The organism is Microtetraspora malaysiensis (assembly GCF_050947145.1).
GTDB lineage: Bacteria > Actinomycetota > Actinomycetes > Streptosporangiales > Streptosporangiaceae > Microtetraspora_A > Microtetraspora_A malaysiensis.
Genome location: NZ_CP191998.1, coordinates 3,772,075 through 3,788,068, shown reverse-complemented (window position 1 = coordinate 3,788,068; position 15,994 = coordinate 3,772,075). Strand labels below are relative to the sequence as shown.

Annotated in this window: 14 protein-coding genes; 8 read left to right on the top strand and 6 right to left on the bottom strand. The window is 71.7% G+C overall.

Features of this window, described 5'->3' with window-relative positions:
- Positions 1-31 precede the first annotated feature (31 nt).
- The 5 genes from ACQP1V_RS17920 to ACQP1V_RS17900 all read right to left on the bottom strand — a co-directional run bounded on the left by ACQP1V_RS17920 (position 32) and on the right by ACQP1V_RS17900 (position 5,610).
- Complete coding sequence (locus ACQP1V_RS17920; RefSeq protein ID WP_387410898.1) at positions 32-670, bottom strand: HdeD family acid-resistance protein; 639 nt, start codon at positions 668-670, stop codon at positions 32-34.
- A gap of 153 nt (positions 671-823) precedes the next feature.
- Positions 824-1,456 (bottom strand): GAP family protein, encoded by a 633-nt coding sequence (locus ACQP1V_RS17915; protein WP_433424385.1) that lies wholly within the window; start codon positions 1,454-1,456, stop codon positions 824-826.
- A gap of 39 nt (positions 1,457-1,495) precedes the next feature.
- Positions 1,496-2,725 (bottom strand): cytochrome P450, encoded by a 1,230-nt coding sequence (locus ACQP1V_RS17910; protein ID WP_433424382.1) that lies wholly within the window; start codon positions 2,723-2,725, stop codon positions 1,496-1,498.
- 61 nt (positions 2,726-2,786) lie between these two features.
- Positions 2,787-4,412: an FAD-dependent oxidoreductase gene (locus tag ACQP1V_RS17905; RefSeq protein ID WP_433424380.1), complete on the bottom strand. Its 1,626-nt coding sequence runs from the start codon at positions 4,410-4,412 to the stop codon at positions 2,787-2,789.
- Between the two features lie 139 nt (positions 4,413-4,551).
- Entirely contained in the window at positions 4,552-5,610 is a 1,059-nt protein-coding gene (locus ACQP1V_RS17900) for a LacI family DNA-binding transcriptional regulator (RefSeq protein ID WP_433424377.1), read from the bottom strand.
- Between the two features lie 161 nt (positions 5,611-5,771).
- On the opposite strand from ACQP1V_RS17900, the gene ACQP1V_RS17895 reads away from it, so the two are divergent.
- The 8 genes from ACQP1V_RS17895 to ACQP1V_RS17860 all read left to right on the top strand — a co-directional run bounded on the left by ACQP1V_RS17895 (position 5,772) and on the right by ACQP1V_RS17860 (position 14,785).
- On the top strand, positions 5,772-7,391 hold the full coding sequence (locus ACQP1V_RS17895) for an ABC transporter substrate-binding protein (protein WP_433424374.1): 1,620 nt from the start codon (positions 5,772-5,774) through the stop codon (positions 7,389-7,391).
- 8 nt (positions 7,392-7,399) lie between these two features.
- Positions 7,400-8,350, top strand: coding sequence for an ABC transporter permease (locus ACQP1V_RS17890; protein ID WP_433424371.1), 951 nt, complete (start codon positions 7,400-7,402; stop codon positions 8,348-8,350).
- Entirely contained in the window at positions 8,347-9,213 is an 867-nt protein-coding gene (locus ACQP1V_RS17885) for an ABC transporter permease (RefSeq protein WP_433424368.1), read from the top strand. The genes ACQP1V_RS17890 and ACQP1V_RS17885 overlap by 4 nt, the downstream gene beginning before the upstream one ends.
- The gene (locus tag ACQP1V_RS17880) at positions 9,213-10,181 is read left to right on the top strand and encodes an ABC transporter ATP-binding protein (RefSeq protein ID WP_433424365.1); all 969 of its coding nucleotides are present in this window, start codon (positions 9,213-9,215) and stop codon (positions 10,179-10,181) included. Before ACQP1V_RS17885 ends, ACQP1V_RS17880 begins: the two co-directional genes overlap by 1 nt.
- On the top strand, positions 10,174-11,073 hold the full coding sequence (locus ACQP1V_RS17875) for an ABC transporter ATP-binding protein (protein ID WP_433424362.1): 900 nt from the start codon (positions 10,174-10,176) through the stop codon (positions 11,071-11,073). Before ACQP1V_RS17880 ends, ACQP1V_RS17875 begins: the two co-directional genes overlap by 8 nt.
- Complete coding sequence (locus tag ACQP1V_RS17870) at positions 11,070-12,485, top strand: amidase (protein WP_433424359.1); 1,416 nt, start codon at positions 11,070-11,072, stop codon at positions 12,483-12,485. The genes ACQP1V_RS17875 and ACQP1V_RS17870 overlap by 4 nt, the downstream gene beginning before the upstream one ends.
- A 31-nt stretch (positions 12,486-12,516) precedes the next feature.
- Complete coding sequence (locus ACQP1V_RS17865; RefSeq protein ID WP_433424356.1) at positions 12,517-14,145, top strand: amidohydrolase; 1,629 nt, start codon at positions 12,517-12,519, stop codon at positions 14,143-14,145.
- Positions 14,146-14,275: 130 nt separating this feature from the next.
- The gene (locus ACQP1V_RS17860) at positions 14,276-14,785 is read left to right on the top strand and encodes an N-acetyltransferase family protein (protein ID WP_433424353.1); all 510 of its coding nucleotides are present in this window, start codon (positions 14,276-14,278) and stop codon (positions 14,783-14,785) included.
- A gap of 43 nt (positions 14,786-14,828) precedes the next feature.
- Here ACQP1V_RS17860 and ACQP1V_RS17855 read toward each other — a convergent pair whose 3' ends face one another.
- On the bottom strand, positions 14,829-15,815 hold the full coding sequence (locus ACQP1V_RS17855) for an alpha/beta fold hydrolase (RefSeq protein ID WP_433424350.1): 987 nt from the start codon (positions 15,813-15,815) through the stop codon (positions 14,829-14,831).
- Positions 15,816-15,994: the final 179 nt, after the last annotated feature.

Below are 15,994 nucleotides of genomic sequence, written 5' to 3'. Positions count from 1 at the left end.
GACAGCCCCGCCCGTCGCATCGGGAGGGGCGCTAGCTTCGCGGCGCCCCGGGAGCGCCGGTGTCCACCAGCCGCCTGTCCAGGCGCCGGATCGACAGGGTGAGGGCCACCGTCAAGATCCCCCAGGTGATGAGCCACAGGCCGAAGGTCCACGTGATGGCCACCAAGGTGATCCCGGGCCACAGAAGCAGGGCGAGCCCCACGAGAGCGGACAGGACCGCCAAGGAGGCCGCCCATCCACGCTCGCGCACGGACCGGTCGGTCAGCGCGATGACGAACCCCACGATGCCGCTGATCAGCCAGAAGAGGCCGAAGAGGAGCGCCAGGATCGCGGCGGTGTGGAACGGGGCGCGCAGGACGAGCACGCCGACGACGAACGACAGCACGCCCAGCAGGGTGAACAGGACGCGGGTGGCGCCGCTCACCTCGACCGCGACGACGGCCTGCGCGGTCCGGTACACGCCGTGGATGATCAGCTTCACGCCGAAGAGGATGGCCACGACGCCGATGGTGACGTTCGGCCACACCACGATGGCCAGACCCAGCAGCACCGACAGGATGCCGACGGCCACGGCTATTCCCCAGACGCCCGTCGCCAGCCGTATGGTCAGCCGGTCGAACGCCGGCCCGCCGGCCGGTCCCGCCGCGCCGGAGGGTGTTGATGACGCCATATGCTCCCCCTTGTCCGAGGGGCCCATCGCGGCCTGCCGAACGGAGCGTGCGCGGAGCCGTCCCGGGACCCGCCGTATCAGCTGCCACGGCTGGTCCCGCCTACACCTCGCGGCCGGTCATTTTTCCGGCCCCGGACGACCGGGCGACGCGTCTCACAGGATGAGCGCGATGAAGATCAGGCAGGCGACGATGTTTACCAGCCAGCCGTGGGACTCCATCCACTCCCGGATCCTCGGCATGGCGCGTTCGGCCCGCCCGCGAAAGAGCAGGAGACCCAGCAGAGGCAGCGCCGCGACCGCGACCGTGGCCCCGATGAACGGCAACGCCGCGCCCGGGCCTGTGCCGCTCTGCGCCAGATTCGCGCCCACTGTCAGCATGACGAGGATGTCTGAGGGCATCAGCAGGATCACCAGGAAGCCGGTCGTGAACGCCTTCCACGGATCGGCCCCCAGCAGCTCCCTCAGCCACTTCGGCGGCTCCGCCGTGTCCCGCCTCGCGTAGTTCTTCACCGCGACGGCGAGCAGCACGGCGACCAGGCCGATCTGGACGGCGGTTCCCACCGATCCGGCGTCGGAGGCGGGGGCCGGTGAGATCTCGCCACCGAGCAGCCCGAACACGCCGCGGGCGATGGTGACGCCCACCGCCGTGGCGCCGGCGACGCCGACGAGGAATGCGAGAGAGCACGCGCGGGCGCGCTCAGTGGTCACCAGGATGATGGCGCACATGATCTGCGGTCCCATCATCATGGTGACGGCCAACGGGAGCACCTGGAGATTCACGGCCATCCCCCTCCACCGGGCCCACCGGTCCTCGCCGCGCGCTGCTCACGTCACCGGAGACGGGGCGACTCCGTCGAACTCGATGAGGAGGTGGCGAGGCCCGCGCAGCGCCACGTTCTCCCGGTAGGGCGGCGGGTCGGCGACCAGCCGGGGGTTCTCCAGCCGGGAGGCGAGCGCGGACAGCGCGAGCCGGGTCTCCAGGCGGGCCAGCGGAGCGCCGAAGCAGAAGTGGATGCCGCCTCCGAAGCCGAGGTGCTCCTTGTCCGCCCGGTCGGGGTCGAACCGGTCCGGGTCGGGGAAGCGCCCGGGGTCGCGGTCGGCGGCGGCGAGCACGAGCGTGATCGTCGCCCCCTTGGGGATGGTGGTGCCGGCGATCTCGATGTCGTCCAGCGCGGTGCGCTGGGGCAGCATCTGCACCGGCGGCTCGTAGCGCAGCAGTTCCTCGACCAGGGGGACGACGCGGCCGGGGTCGCGGCGCAGCCGGTCGAGCTCGGCGGGGTGGCGGAGCAGGGTCAGCATCCCGTTGGTGATGAGGTTGACGGTGGTCTCGTGACCGGCGACGAGCAGCAGGGAGGCGGTGCTCAGCAGTTCGTCGCGCGACATGGCCCCTTCGACGCCGTCGTCGGTGGCCAGCGCGGACAGCAGGTCCCCGGACGGCTGCCGCAGGCGGGCCTCGGCCAGCTCGTCCAGGTACGCGCGCAGTTCCAGGCCGGCCTCGACCCGCCGCCGTTGCGTGGCCTCCCCGGCTCTCGGGTCGATCGCCTCGACCAGCGCCGCCGCCCACACGCGGAAGCGCGGCTCGTCCTCGGTCGGCACGCCCAGCAGCCGGCAGATCGCCGTGACCGGAAGCGGGTAGGCGAAGTCGTCGACCACGTCCACCCGGGTCCGGTCCGCGAAGCCGTCGATGAGACCGGTGACGATCTCGGAGAGCGCGCCCCGCATGCTCTCGACGCGGCCGGGTGAGCGAGGTGGCCCGAAGTGCCGCATCGCCACACGGCGGACCCGGTCGTGGTCCGGTGGATCACGACGGATGAAGGCGGGCGGCAGGCCGGGCAGGCTCTCCCCGTCCGACGGCCCGCCGCCGGCGACGTCTTCCTCGCGGATCGAGCTGATCCGCGGATCGTGCAGCAGCTCGACGACCTCCCGGTAGGTGCTGACCACGTAGCGGCCGTCGACGCGCAGGACCGGGGTCTCGCGCAGCTCGGCGTACAGCGGGTAGGGGTCGGCGCGGTTCGCGTAGTCCAGGATCCGCGCGAAGACGGACGTCTCGGCCATGGCGTCGCTCCTCGGCTTCGCGGGCTGTCCGGACGTGTACGGTGCAGGGCCGGTGCAGCGGTCACTGCGGGCGGCGCACCAGGGTGGCTCTCCGCTCGCTCGGGTCGTGGCCGGTCACCACGACGGTGGCTCCCTGGGCGACCGCGACGCGCGGCGGCACCTCCGCCGGCACCGGGCGCATCTCGGCGGGCCGGCCGACCATGGCGAAGTCCGGCGGGAACGGCGCGGCCCGCTCGATCATCCGCTGGTAGAACTCCAGCCACATGGCCTGGTCGAACGTGACGGCCGCGGTGACGCGCCCCCGGAACCCGTAGACCGCGACGAAGCGGCGCTCGGTGACCGAGCCCTGCGCGATCACGACCTCGTCCGCGAACGTCGGCACCCCGACGGACTTGATGTTGATCCCGAACTGGCTGGACCAGAACACCGGCAGGGCCAGGTGCGCCCACCGCCGGGTCTGGTCGCTGACCATGTTGTGCGCGGCGATCTCCGCCTGGGCGACCGCGTTGCCCCAGTGCTCCAGGGCCAGGAACTGGAACTCGTACGCCGGATGCGGCAAGCGCGCGATGTCCCCGGCGGCGAAGATGTCGTCGGTCACCACCCCGTTGATGTCGAAGACGCGGCAGCCCGCGTCGCAGCCCACGCCCCAGACTCCGGCGGCCAGCCCCGCGCCCTCCAGCCAGTCGACGTTGCGGACCGCGCCGAGGGCGACCACCGCCGTCTCCACCTCCAGGGTGGTGCCGTCGGACAGGCGCGCGGCGCGCAGCCGCCCCTCCGCGTCGCCGTCGAGCCCGATGACGGTGGTGTCGCAGTGCAGGTCCACGCCGTGCTCCCGCTGGATCTGCGCCGCGATCCCGCCGATCACCCTGCCGAGCGCGCCGGCCAGCGGCGCCGGTCCCCGGTCGACGACCGTCACCGGCCGGCCCAGCTCCCGGCAGACGGAGGCGACCTCCGACCCGGTGAATCCGGCGCCGATGACCAGCACCCGCCCGTTCCCGGACGCGAGCCGCCGCCGCAGCAGGGTCGCGTCCTCGATCGTGCGCAGCACGCACACGCCGTCCAGCGCGGCCTCCGCCTCGTTGGGCCACGGCCGGGCCCGCGCGCCGGTGGCGATCAGCAGGCGGTCGAACTCGACCTCCCGGCCGTCGGCGAGGCGCACCCGCTTGCCGGCCACGTCCAGGCCGGTCGCCCGCTGGCCCAGCAGCCATTCGGCGTCCAGGTCCGTCAGCCGGGGCAGCGTGGTGTGCTCCAGGGGCATCCGGCCGGTCAGCACCTGCTTGGACAGCGGCGGCCGGTCGTACGGCTCGTGCGGCTCGTCCCCGATCAGGGTGAGCGACCCGGCGAAGCCGTCCCGGCGCAGCACCGCGGCGGCCCGCACGCCGGCCAGCGACGCGCCCACGATGACGACCCGCCCGGAACGCCGGAACCCGTCCCCCCTGTCGGGAGCGCTGTCGGGGGCCGGGTACGGGTACGGCCGGGGGCCGGGGACGTGCCCGGCGAGCCGGTCGACGTGAATCGCCTGGACCGGGCACGCCGCCTGCGCCCGCAGCACGTGTTCCCGCTGCTCGTCGCTCGGGTCGGGGTCGTAGAGCAGCGACTCCTGCCCGGGCATCGCGAAGACGTCGGGCGCCGCGAAGACGCATTGCCCGTACCCCTGGCATCGGGTGAGATCGACGACGACGCGCATCGGGCACCTCCCTGCGCGCGAGTGCTATGGGCGGCCAACCACAAGGCCGTGGTGCGATTTACGGCGGTATGTCGAGAACCCAGTGGAAAGCCCGGGCACGGGACGTCCTTACCCCGGTCGTGCGGCTCTATCCCCGCCTCTATCCCTGCTGCGCGGCCCGCCGCGCGGGGACGGTCGAAGACGCGCGGATCCGGAAGTCGGCCGAGAACAGGCGGCCGTCGTCGCCACCGCGGCCGTCGAGGCAGTCGACGAGCAGCTCCACCGCCGCCCGCGCGGTCTCGCCGGGCAGGAAGCCGAGCGTGCTGATCGGCGGGTCGGTGTAGGAGGCCGCCGGGTCCTCCGTGCTGCAGACCAGCAGCAGGTCGCCGGGGACGGAACGGCCGAGCCTGCGGATCGTGTCCAGCAGGAGCGGCGGGCTGAGCTCGACCAGGGTGAAGAGCGCGTCCGGCGGGACCGGGGCGGTGAGCACCTCCGTCACGGCCTGCAGCGCGTGCTGGACTCCGGGGGCGGGGATGGCGACGATCCGGGGCTCGCGGCCGCGCTCGGCGCACCAGTCGTGGTAGGCGCCGACGGACTGCTGGTGGAAGCAGGCCGTGGTCGCGCCCGCGACGACCGCGATCCGCTCGGCGCCCGCGGCCTCCAGATGATCGAGGACCTGGCGTACGGCGGCGCCGTAGTCGAAGTCGACCCACCGGCCGGCCTCCCGCGCCTCGACCGGGACCTCCGCCAGCGCCCGGCGGTCGGCGACCACGGGGACGCCCGCCGTGAGGAAGTCCCCGACCATCGGGTCGCCCTCGACCGGGTCGATGACGAAAACGCCGTCCAGCGGCATGTCCAGCCAGCAGTCGTCCGGCCCGTAGGTGGGCAGCAGGACGACGCCGTACCCATGGGCGAGGGCCGCCTGGGTCGTCGCGGTGGCGAGTTGCGAGAAGTAGGCCAGCTCGGCGTAGACCCAGGGCGTCTCGACGTACTCGCGTGCCGCGACGCCGAGCAGGCGGGTGTGCCCGGCGCGCAGCAGCCGTGCCGTGGCGTTCGGGCGGTAGCCGAGAGATCGCGCCACCTTCTGCACGTGCTCGCGGGTGGCGGCGGGGAGCCGCCCGGCTCCGTTCAGCGCGTCCGACACGGTCGTCTTGGACACCCCTGCGGCGCGGGCCACGTCCACGAGGCGAACCCTGGGTCTGCGGTGCGACTGGCTCATGAGCGCGATCCTGTCATCCGGGCGGACGCTCCGCCACCCACCCGTATGCATTGCAGAATCGTTCCGCCGAACCCTTGTGCAGGAACGTTCCTTCACGAATACTCACAGCCACCTCTGCCGCACACCTGATCGTTGCGGCCCGTTCAGAAAGAGGTGGTCTGATGCGCACCTCCCGTTTCGCCGCCGCGACGGTCCTGCTCGCACTCGCGGTCGCCGCCTGCGGCGGCGCCTCGCCCTCCGGCAAAGGTGGCGACTCCGCCGCATTCGAGATCACGAAGGACACCCCGCCGGCCAAGGGCGCCGTGGACACGGTGACCTGGTCGCTCTACGCCGAGCCGCAGTCCCTGGACTACGCGTACGCCTTCGACTACCACCCCAACACCGTGCTCGCCAACGTGTGCGAGCAACTCATGCGGGTCACCCCCGACCTGAAGGTGGAGCCGGGCCTGGCCGCCGCCGCGGCCAACCCCGACCCCAAGCGCTGGGTCTACACGATCCGCGACGGCGTGAAGTTCCACGACGGCTCCACGCTCACCGCCGACGACGTCGTCGCCAGCATGCGCCGCCACATGGACCCCAAGGTCGGCTCGTACTGGGTCTCCGCCTACCAGAACGTCGACAAGATCGAGAAGACCGGGCCGATGGAGGTCACGGTCCACCTGAAACGGCCCGACCAGCTCTTCAACGAGGAGATGGGCACCTCCGCCGGGACCATCGAGAGCGCCGCCTCGCTGGCCAAGGAGGGCTACGGCACCCCGGACGTCGGAGTCAACTGCACCGGCCCCTTCTCGTTCGAGTCGTGGCAGAAGGGCCAGTCGATCAACTTCAAGAAGTTCGCCGACTACTGGGACAAGGCGCTCGAACCCAAGGTGAGCACGCTCAAGATGGTGTTCATCCCGGACCCCGCCGCCCGCGTCAACGCGCTGCTCGCCGGCGAGGTCGACGGCGGCTACCTGCTGCCGCCCCCCGGGTTCCCCAAACTCCGCACCGCCACCAACGGCACGCTCTACTTCGGCCCCAACACGACGGCCGTGAACCTGATCCCCACCAACCTCAAGGGCACGCTCGGCGACCTCAAGGTCCGCAAGGCGCTGTCCATGGCGCTCGACCGCGACGGCATCATCAAGGCCGCCGCGGGCGGAGCCGCCACACCGGCGAAGGCGCCCGGCGCCATCGGCGCCTGGGGAATCGCCCCCGACGCCGCCAAGGAGTACTACGCCAAGCTTCCGGCCCTCACCAGGGACGTCGCCGGGGCGAAGAAGCTGGTCGAGGAGGCCGGCGCCACCGGCAAGAAGATCGTGATCGCGACGAGCACGCTCTCCCCGGAGATCGGCGTCATCGCCAACGCGGTGCAGTCGGCGGGGCAGGCCATCGGCCTGAAGGTCGAACTGAAGGCGGTCGCCCCCGAGGCCTACACGGCGCTGTTCTCCGACCCGAAGGCCCGCGAGGGCATCGACCTGGTCATGACGATCTGGTACGACTCCACCCCCGACCCGCTGGAGTTCTACGGAATCCTGCGGACCGGCGACTTCTCCAACTACGGCGGCTACTCCAACCCCGAGTACGACGCCCTGGTCGACGAGGCCAACGCCCAGGCCGATCCGGCCGCGCGCGCCGCGACGATCGCCAAGCTGCAGGAGATCGCCGTCCGCGACGTCGTGTGGATCCCGCTGTACGAGCCACCGCACAGCATGTTCCTGAACAAGCGGCTCACCGGCGCACCGACCAGCATCTCCCAGCTTGTCTACCCGTGGGCCGCTCGTCTGGGTTTGGCCGGTTGAGTTCGACCATGGCAGGCTTCCTCCTCCGCCGGATCGCCGGGATCGCCGTGACGTTGCTCATCACGTCATTTCTGATCTTCGGTTCGGTTCATCTCGCCCCGGGTGACCCGGCGACCTTCCTCATGGGAGGGCGCTCGGCGTCACCGGCGGCCCTCGCGGCCATCAGAGAGCAGTACCACCTGAACGACCCGTTCCTGGTCCAGTACACCAAGTGGATCGGCGGCGTCGTCACCGGCGACTTCGGCAAGTCCGCGACGTTCCGGCAGGACGTGGGCGGCCTGATCGCCGCCCGGCTGCCGACGACGCTGTGGCTCATCGGCTACGCCGGCGTGCTGATCGTGGTCGGCGGGCTGGTGTTCGGGGCGCTGGCCGCGCTGCGGCGGGGCATCGTCGACCGGGCGGTCCTCGTCGGCACGGGCATCGCCACGGCCACGCCGTCCTTCGTCGCCGCGATGGGGCTGATCTCGCTGTTCTCCGTCCAGCTGGGCTGGTTCCCCTCCTTCGGCAACGGCGGCGGGTTCGGTGACCGGATCTACCATCTGACGCTCCCGGCGGCGGCGCTCGCCCTGACCTTCGTCGGCCTGCTGGCCCGGGTCACCCGTACGTCGATGCTCGAAGAGCTGGGACGCGAGCATGTCGAGGTGGCCCGCTCACGCGGGGTGCCCGGCTCGGACGTGGTACGGCGGCACGTGCTGCGCAACGCCCTCGGCCCGATCACCACCGTGACCGGAACGGTCGTGGCCGGCCTGCTGGTCGCCACCTCGATCGTGGAGACCGCCTTCGGTCTGTCCGGGGTCGGCCAGCTGCTGGTCAGCTCGGTCACCGTCAAGGACTTCCCGGTCGTGCAGGCGGTCAGCCTGCTGGTGGTGCTCGCCTTCGTCGGCGCCAACCTGATCGTCGACCTGGTCCACCCGCTCATCGACCCCCGTCTGTCCCACGCGAAGGGAGGCAAAGCATGACCGCCGTACCCACCGTCCACCGGCGCAGGCTCTTCGCGCCGCTGGCCCGCATCGTGGGAGGCGACAAGCTCGTCACGGCCTCCCTCGTCCTGCTGGCCCTGCTGATCGTGGCGGCGGTCTTCGCCCCGCTGATCGCACCGCACGACCCCGACGCCGTGGATCTGTCCGCGACGTTGAGCGGCTCCACCCCCGAGCACCTGCTGGGCGCGGACCAGTCCGGCCGCGACGTCCTGTCCCGGCTGATCTTCGGCGCCCGTACGGGACTGCTCGGCCCGCTGGTGGTCGTGATCGTCTCGACGCTGCTCGGCATGCTGATCGGGGTGACGGCCGCCTGGCACGGCGGAGTCGTCGACTCCGTGCTCTCCCGGGCCATGGAGCTCATCTTCTCCTTCCCCGCCCTGCTGCTGGCCATCATCCTGGTGGCGGTCTTCGGCGTCGGGCTGACCGCGCCGGTGATCGCGATGAGCGTCGCCTACGCCCCGTACGTCGGCCGGTTGGCACGCAGCGTGGCCCTGCAGGAGAAGGCGCGCCCCTACATCCAGGCGTACAAGGTGCAGGGCTGGTCGGGCTGGGTGATCTGCCTGAAGCACCTGCTCCCCAACATCGCTCCGCTGATCCTCGCCCAGTCCGCGATCAACTTCGGCTACGCGCTCATGGACCTCGCGGCGCTCTCCTTCCTCGGTTTCGGTGTGCAGCCGCCCACCGCCGACTGGGGCGCGATGATCAACGAGGGCGCCCCGTCCCTGCTCCTGGGCGCGATGCTCCCCGTCCTCGCCCCCGGCGTCGCCATCGTGATCACGGTGGTCGCGTTCAGCATCGTCGGCGAGTCCATCGCCGACCGCGTCGCCAGGCGGGAGCAGTGATGACCACTCGGCTACTGGAGATCGAGAACCTGAACGTACGGCTCGCGGCCGGCAAGGCCGCGCGCCCCATCCTCGACGGGGTGTCACTGCACGTCGAACGGGGCGAGGCCGTCGGGCTGGTCGGCGAGTCCGGATCGGGCAAGTCCGTCACCTGCCGTTCGGTGCTGGGGCTGCTGCCCGAGGGAGCGCAGTCCTCCGGCAGCCTGCGGGTGGACGGAGAGGACATCCTGACGATGCCTCCCAACCGGCTCCGTGAGCTGCGCCGCCGCGACGTCTCCATGATCTTCCAAGACCCTCGGGCCTCCATCAACCCGATGCGCAGGATCGGCGACTTCGTCACCGAGGGGATGCGGGCCGGCGGCGTGCCGCAGAAGGACGCGCTCAAACGGGCCGAGGAGTTGCTGGAGTCGGTCGGCATCCGCGAGCCGCGCGCGGCTCTGCGCAGGTACCCGCACGAGTTCTCCGGCGGCATGCTGCAGCGCGTGATGATCGCCGGCGCGCTCGCCGGAGGTCCCCGGCTGCTGCTGGCCGACGAGCCCACCACGGCGCTGGACGTCACCACCCAGGCCGAGGTCATCTCCATCCTCACCAGGCTGCAGGCCGAGCGTGACATGGGGATGCTCTTCGTCACCCACGACCTGGAGCTGGCCGCCGCGATCTGCGACCGCATCTACGTGATGTACGCGGGCCGGATCGTCGAGGCGCAGTCCGCCGAAGGACTCTTCAGCCGGCCGCGTCATCCGTACACCTCGGGGCTGCTGGCCGCGACCCCGCGGCTGGAGTCGGACGAGCCGCCGCACGGCGTCCCGGGACGTCCGGTGTCGCTGGCCGAGAGTCCGGCCGGATGCGCTTTCGCGGCCCGCTGCGCCCACGTCCGGCCCGGCTGCACGCAGGAGGAACCGGTACAGCGGGAGATCGACGGTGCTCAGGTGGCCTGTCTGCGCGTGGAGGAGCTCATCCATGACTGAGTACGCACTGGAGGTCGAGAACCTGCGCAAGACGTTCGGCGACCATGTCGCCGTCGACGGCGTCTCCTTCTCGCTGAAGCCCGGCGGCTCCCTGGCCATCGTGGGCGAGTCCGGATCGGGGAAGACGACGACCGCGCGGATGATCGTCGGCCTCGAGCGGCCCGACTCCGGCCGGATCAGCGTCACCGGGCGGGACCGCTCCGGCGTGGCCCGCGGCAGGGCGACCCGGCTGGCCCGCGCGCGAGAACTCCAGATGGTCTTCCAGGACCCCTACCTCTCGCTCGACCCCCGCGTCAGCGTCGCGCAGTGCGTCGAGGAGCCGCTGCGCCTGCACTTCGGGATGAGTCCGCAGGAGCGGCGGGCCCGCCGCGACGAGCTGCTGGAGCGAGTCGGCCTCGGCGAGCGGGAGGCGGACGCGCTCCCGAGACGGCTGTCCGGCGGCCAGCGGCAGCGGGTCGCCATCGCCCGCGCGCTGGCGACCGAGCCGAAGGTGCTGATCCTGGACGAGGCGACCGCCGCCCTCGACGTGTCCATCCAGGCCCAGATCCTCGACCTGCTGGCGGAGATCCGCCGTGACACCGGCGTCGGATATCTGTTCGTCACGCACAACCTGGCGCTCGTCCGGCACATCGCCGACGACATCCTCGTGCTCTACCAGGGGCGCGTGGTCGAGACGGGCCCGACCCGGGACGTGCTGGCCGTCCCCGAGCACCCGTACACCCGGCTGCTGCTGCACTCCGTGCCGCGGCCGGGCTGGGACCCGGCCCAGATCGCGGCCGACCGGCGCGCCCTCGCGGCCGCGCTGAAGGAGACGCCAGCAGCTCCGGCGTCCCCCGAATCCCTTCGTCACGTCCCCGACACGAACTCCACGGAAAGGAGTGCGGCCCAGTGACCGACCTCGCCTATCTGCCCGCGACCGAGGCCCTGCGGATGTTCCGCTCTCGCGAGCTGTCCCCCGTCGAGCTGATGACCGCCGTCATCGAGCGCGCCGAGGCCGTCGAGCCGCGGGTCAACGCGCTGAGCGAGCGCATGTTCGATGAGGCGCTCCTCCAGGCGAAGGAGGCCGAGCGCGCCTACCGCGACGGCTCCCCGCGACCGCTGGAGGGGCTTCCCGTCGCCACGAAGGACGAGCAGCCGATCGCCGGGCGGATCGCCTCGGACGGATCGCTCGCCTACGCCGACGATGTGGCCGAGGTGACCCACCCGGTCATCGAGCGCATCGTCGCCGCCGGCGGCATCGTGCACGCGCGCGCCACCACGCCCGAGTTCTGCTGCGCCGGGTTCACGCACTCGCGGCTGTGGGGGATCACCCGCAACCCGTGGAACCTGGACTACTCGCCCGGCGGCTCCTCCGGCGGCTCGGGCGCGGTGCTCGCCTCCGGCACCGCCACCCTGGCTACCGGCTCCGACATCGGCGGCTCGATCCGGCTGCCCGCCGCCAACACCGGCACGGTCGGCTACAAGCCGCCCTACGGCCGGGTGCCCGCGATGCCGCCGTTCAACCTCGACCACTACTGCCACGACGGGCCGATGGCCCGCACGGTCGCCGACTGCGCGCTGCTCCAGAACGTCATCGCCGGCCCGCACCCGCACGACGTGGTCTCCCTCCGCCCCGCCGTCCACATCCCCGACCGGCTCGGCGACGTGACCGGGCTGCGCATCGCGTACGCGCCGAACCTGGGCGACTGGGAGATCGAGCCGGAGATCGCGGCCAACACCAGGGCCGTGGCCGACGCGCTGCGGGAGGCCGGGGCGATCGTCGAGGAGGTCGAGGTCGGGCTGCGCCGCGCCGACGTCATGCGCGCCGCCTTCATCCACTTCGGCGCGATCTTCGGCCCCATGGTGGGCCGGGTCGCCGCCGAGCACGGCGACCTGCTCAACCCCTACGCCCTCGCTTTCGCCGCCGACGCCGCGCGGGCGATGGAGGAGCCCGGCGCCTTCCTGACCGGGCTGGAGATGGAGGCGGCGATCTACCGGCCCATCGGCGAGCTGCTCGACCGCTACGACGCGCTGATCTGCCCGACCACAGGGGCGTCGGGCCTGCGCGCGGGCGAAGAGTACGTCGACACCAAGCTCAGTGTGAACGGCGTCGAGCTCGACCACTATCTGGAGTACTCGCTCACCACGGTTTTCAACATCGCCAGCCGCTGCCCGGTGCTCAACGTCCCCTCGGGTCGCGCGTCCAACGGCATGCCGACCGGCGTGCAGATCGTCGGCCGGAGCTACGACGACGCGACCGTCTTCCAGGTCGGCGCCGCCGTCGAGCGCGTCCGGCCCTGGGCGCACCGCCCCGAAGCGCTGTGATCCCCCTGATCCCGTCTCGAGGAGAATCCGCATGACCACCCCCGCCGATCTCGTCTTCCTCGGCGGTCCGGTGCACACGCTCGGACCGGGCCGCACCGCCGCCACGGCGGTCGCCGTCCGCGACGGCCGGATCGTCGCCGTCGGCGCGAACCCGGACGTCCGGCCGCTGATCGGCCGCGCCACCGAGGTCGTCGACCTGGCCGGCCGCGCCCTGCTCCCCGGCTTCCAGGACGCCCACGTGCACCCCGTCCTGGCCGGCCTCTCCATGATCCGGTGCGACCTGCACGACGCTCGCGACGCGGACGAGGCGGTCGCCGCCGTCCGCGCGTACGCCGAGGCGAACCCCGGCGCCGAGTGGATCAGCGGCGGTGGCTGGTCCATGGAGTGGTTTCCCGGCGGAACGCCGAGCAGGCACCTGCTGGACGCGGTGGTCCCCGACCGGCCCGTCCATCTGATCAACCGGGACGGCCACGGCGCGTGGGTCAACACCCGGGCGCTGGAGCTGAGCGGCGTCGACGCGGGCACGCCTGACCCGGCCGACGGGCGCATCGAGAGGGAGGCCGACGGCAGCCCGCAGGGCACGCTCCACGAGGGCGCGTCCGACCTGGTCGGCCGGCACGTCCCCGAACCGACCGCGGACATGATGCTGCGCGCGCTCCGGGCGGGCCAGCGGCGGCTGCACTCCGCCGGTGTGACCGCCTGGCAGGACGCGATGGTCAATCCGAAGGTGCAGAGCGCCTATCTGGCGGCGGCCGAGTCCGGGCTGCTCACCGCGCGGGTGGTCGGCGCCCTCTGGTGGGACCGCGACAGGGGCGAGGAGCAGATCCCCGAGTTGCTCGCGCGCCGAGGTGAGGCGGGCCGGTTCCGCGCCACCAGCGTGAAGATCATGCAGGACGGGGTGGCGGAGAACTTCACCGCCGCGATGACCTCCTCCTACCTCGACGGCTGCGGCTGCCGGACCGGCAACCAGGGGATCAGCTTCGTCGATCCCGAGAAGTTGCGCGGGTACGTCACCCGCCTGGACGCCGAGGGCTTCCAGGTCCACGTGCACGCCGTCGGTGACCGGGCGGCCCGCGAGGCCCTGGACGCGTTCGAGGCGGCACGCGCCGCCAACGGCGCGAACGACCACCGGCACCACATCGCCCACCTGCAGGTCGTGCACCCGGACGACGTGCCGCGGTTCGCCGCCCTCGGCGTCAGCGCCAACATGCAGCCGCTGTGGGCGGCGCACGAGCCGCAGATGGACGAGCTGACCATCCCGTTCCTCGGCCCCGAGCGGGCGGCCTGGCAGTACCCGTTCGGGGATCTGGCCCGCGCCGGCGCCTCGCTCGCGGCCGGGAGCGACTGGCCGGTCAGCAGCCCCGATCCGTTCCTGGGCATCCACGTCGCCGTCAACCGGTGGGTCCCGGGCGAGCGCGCGGAGGCGTTCCTGCCGGAGCAGCGCCTCACCCTGGCGGCCGCCCTGGCCGCGTACACGATCGGCGCGGCGCGGGTGAACCACCTGGACACCGAGACCGGCACCATCGAGCAGGGCAAGCTCGCCGACCTGGTGGTCACCGACCGTGACCCGTACGCGATCCCGGCCGGCGAGCTCGCCGAGACGTCGGTGCTGGCCACGTACGTCGAGGGCCGCCTCGTCCACACCGAGCCGGCCTTCTGACGGCCTCCCTGAGGAAGCGCGGGCGAGGGCGGCCTGGCCTCGCCCGCGTCCCGGAAGAGCCGTACTAGTTGCAAGGAACTTGCAACTACTTGATCTAGGCGAGAGAGTCCGGGCCCAGTAGGGTGATCGCGTGATCAGTGACGTGACGGTTTCTCCGGCCACCTGGGACGACGGGGATGCGGTGGGCGAGATCCACGCGGAGTCGTGGAAGGCCGCCTACGCCGGCTTCTTCGCTCCGGAGTTCTTCGCGGAGGCGGTGCGGCAGCGGCGCCACAAGTGGCACGACGTGCTCGCCGAGAGCAAGGGAACGATCATGCTGGCCGCCCTGAACGGGCGACCGCTGGCCTTCTCCTACTTCGGCCCCTCGGCCGAGCACCCGGAGGCGACGGAGATCTTCGGCTTCTACGGCCACCCGGACGGCTGGGGAAGCGGTGTCGCGAGCGTCCTGATGACCGCTTCCCTGCGGAGAATGCGCGAGGACGGCGTCAGGCGGGTCCACCTGTGGACGCTACGGGACACGCTCCAGTCCCGCCGCTTCTACGCGAAGAGCGGCTTCACGGAGTCGGGCGTGGTCCGCGACCACGACTACGGCGACGGCAACCCGATCGAGCAGATCGAATACGAGCTGACCCTCCCCTGACGGCCCCAGCGTTTCCACAGGGGGCCGGCGTTGTCCGGTTTGATCACGCGAGGCCGAGGAAACCGGCCAGCACAGGGTTGACCAGAGCGGGTTCGTCCTCGTGGAGGATGTGCCCCAGGCCGGGGAACATGCGGAGCGTGGATCCCGGGATACTGCGGCGCAGCCGGTCGGCCTGCTCGGGGGCGACGAACGTGTCCCGGTCCCCCCACAGGATCAGCGTGGGAGCGCGGATGCCGCCCAGCTTCCGCTCGACGAGCGACAGGTCAAGCTCGCGGACCTGCTTCCACATCGCCGCACGGTTGGGTCGGTGGCTCAGCGGCGCCCAGTACTCGTCGACGACCCTGGAGGTCATCCGTTCACTGTGCGCGTAGGCCCCCGACAGGCCTGAGGCGAAGGTCGATCTGCCCATCAGCTTGGTCACCGCCTCGCCGATCACGGGCACACGCATCATTTCGAGATTGGCGTTGCCTGGCGCGTCCAGCCCCAGGGGCGCCATCAGGATCAGCTTTCCCACGCGTTCGGGACGGGTCTCGGCGAGGTACAGCGCAACGGAACCGTTCAGCGAATGGGCGACCACGGACGCCCGCGGCACGCCGACGGCGTCCATGAATGAGCCGAGAGCATCGGTCATCGCCCGCACGTCATAGCCGAAACCCTCGTCGTGGACGCTCGTGTATCCGTATCCAGGCAGGTCGACCGCGTACACGGTGTGATCGCCGGCGAGGGCGGGGATGGTGTCGCGATAGGTGTAGATCCACAGCGTGCCACCGGGGAGCAGCACAACGGGCGAGCCGTTCCCGGTCTTGGTGTAGTGGAAGCGGGCCACGGGCGTGTCGACGAAGCGCGACTCCGCCGACCAGGACGAGCGGAAATCCCGCTCCTCGGGTGGCTGCCACGCGTACGCCACGACCAGGAGCGCCGCGACCACCACAACCATCAGCGCGGCGACCGCCTTCAGCGCGCGGCGTAACCCTCGCCGCCGTGGGGCCGCCCCGGGCTGTTGCATGGGGTTCTCATCCTTGGTGAACATGAGGCCTCGTCCTCCGTCTGTGAACTATGCATAAAGACGGCACGCCCGTGGGCCGTGTGACGGCCGGGCCGCGTGAGGTCGATCACAGGCGCGCGACTCCCCGGCGGTCGCGCACGCCGCATCACTCAGCGATCAGCCCCCATCCGGCATCGTCCGCTCTCCACCGGGCCCGTAATCGT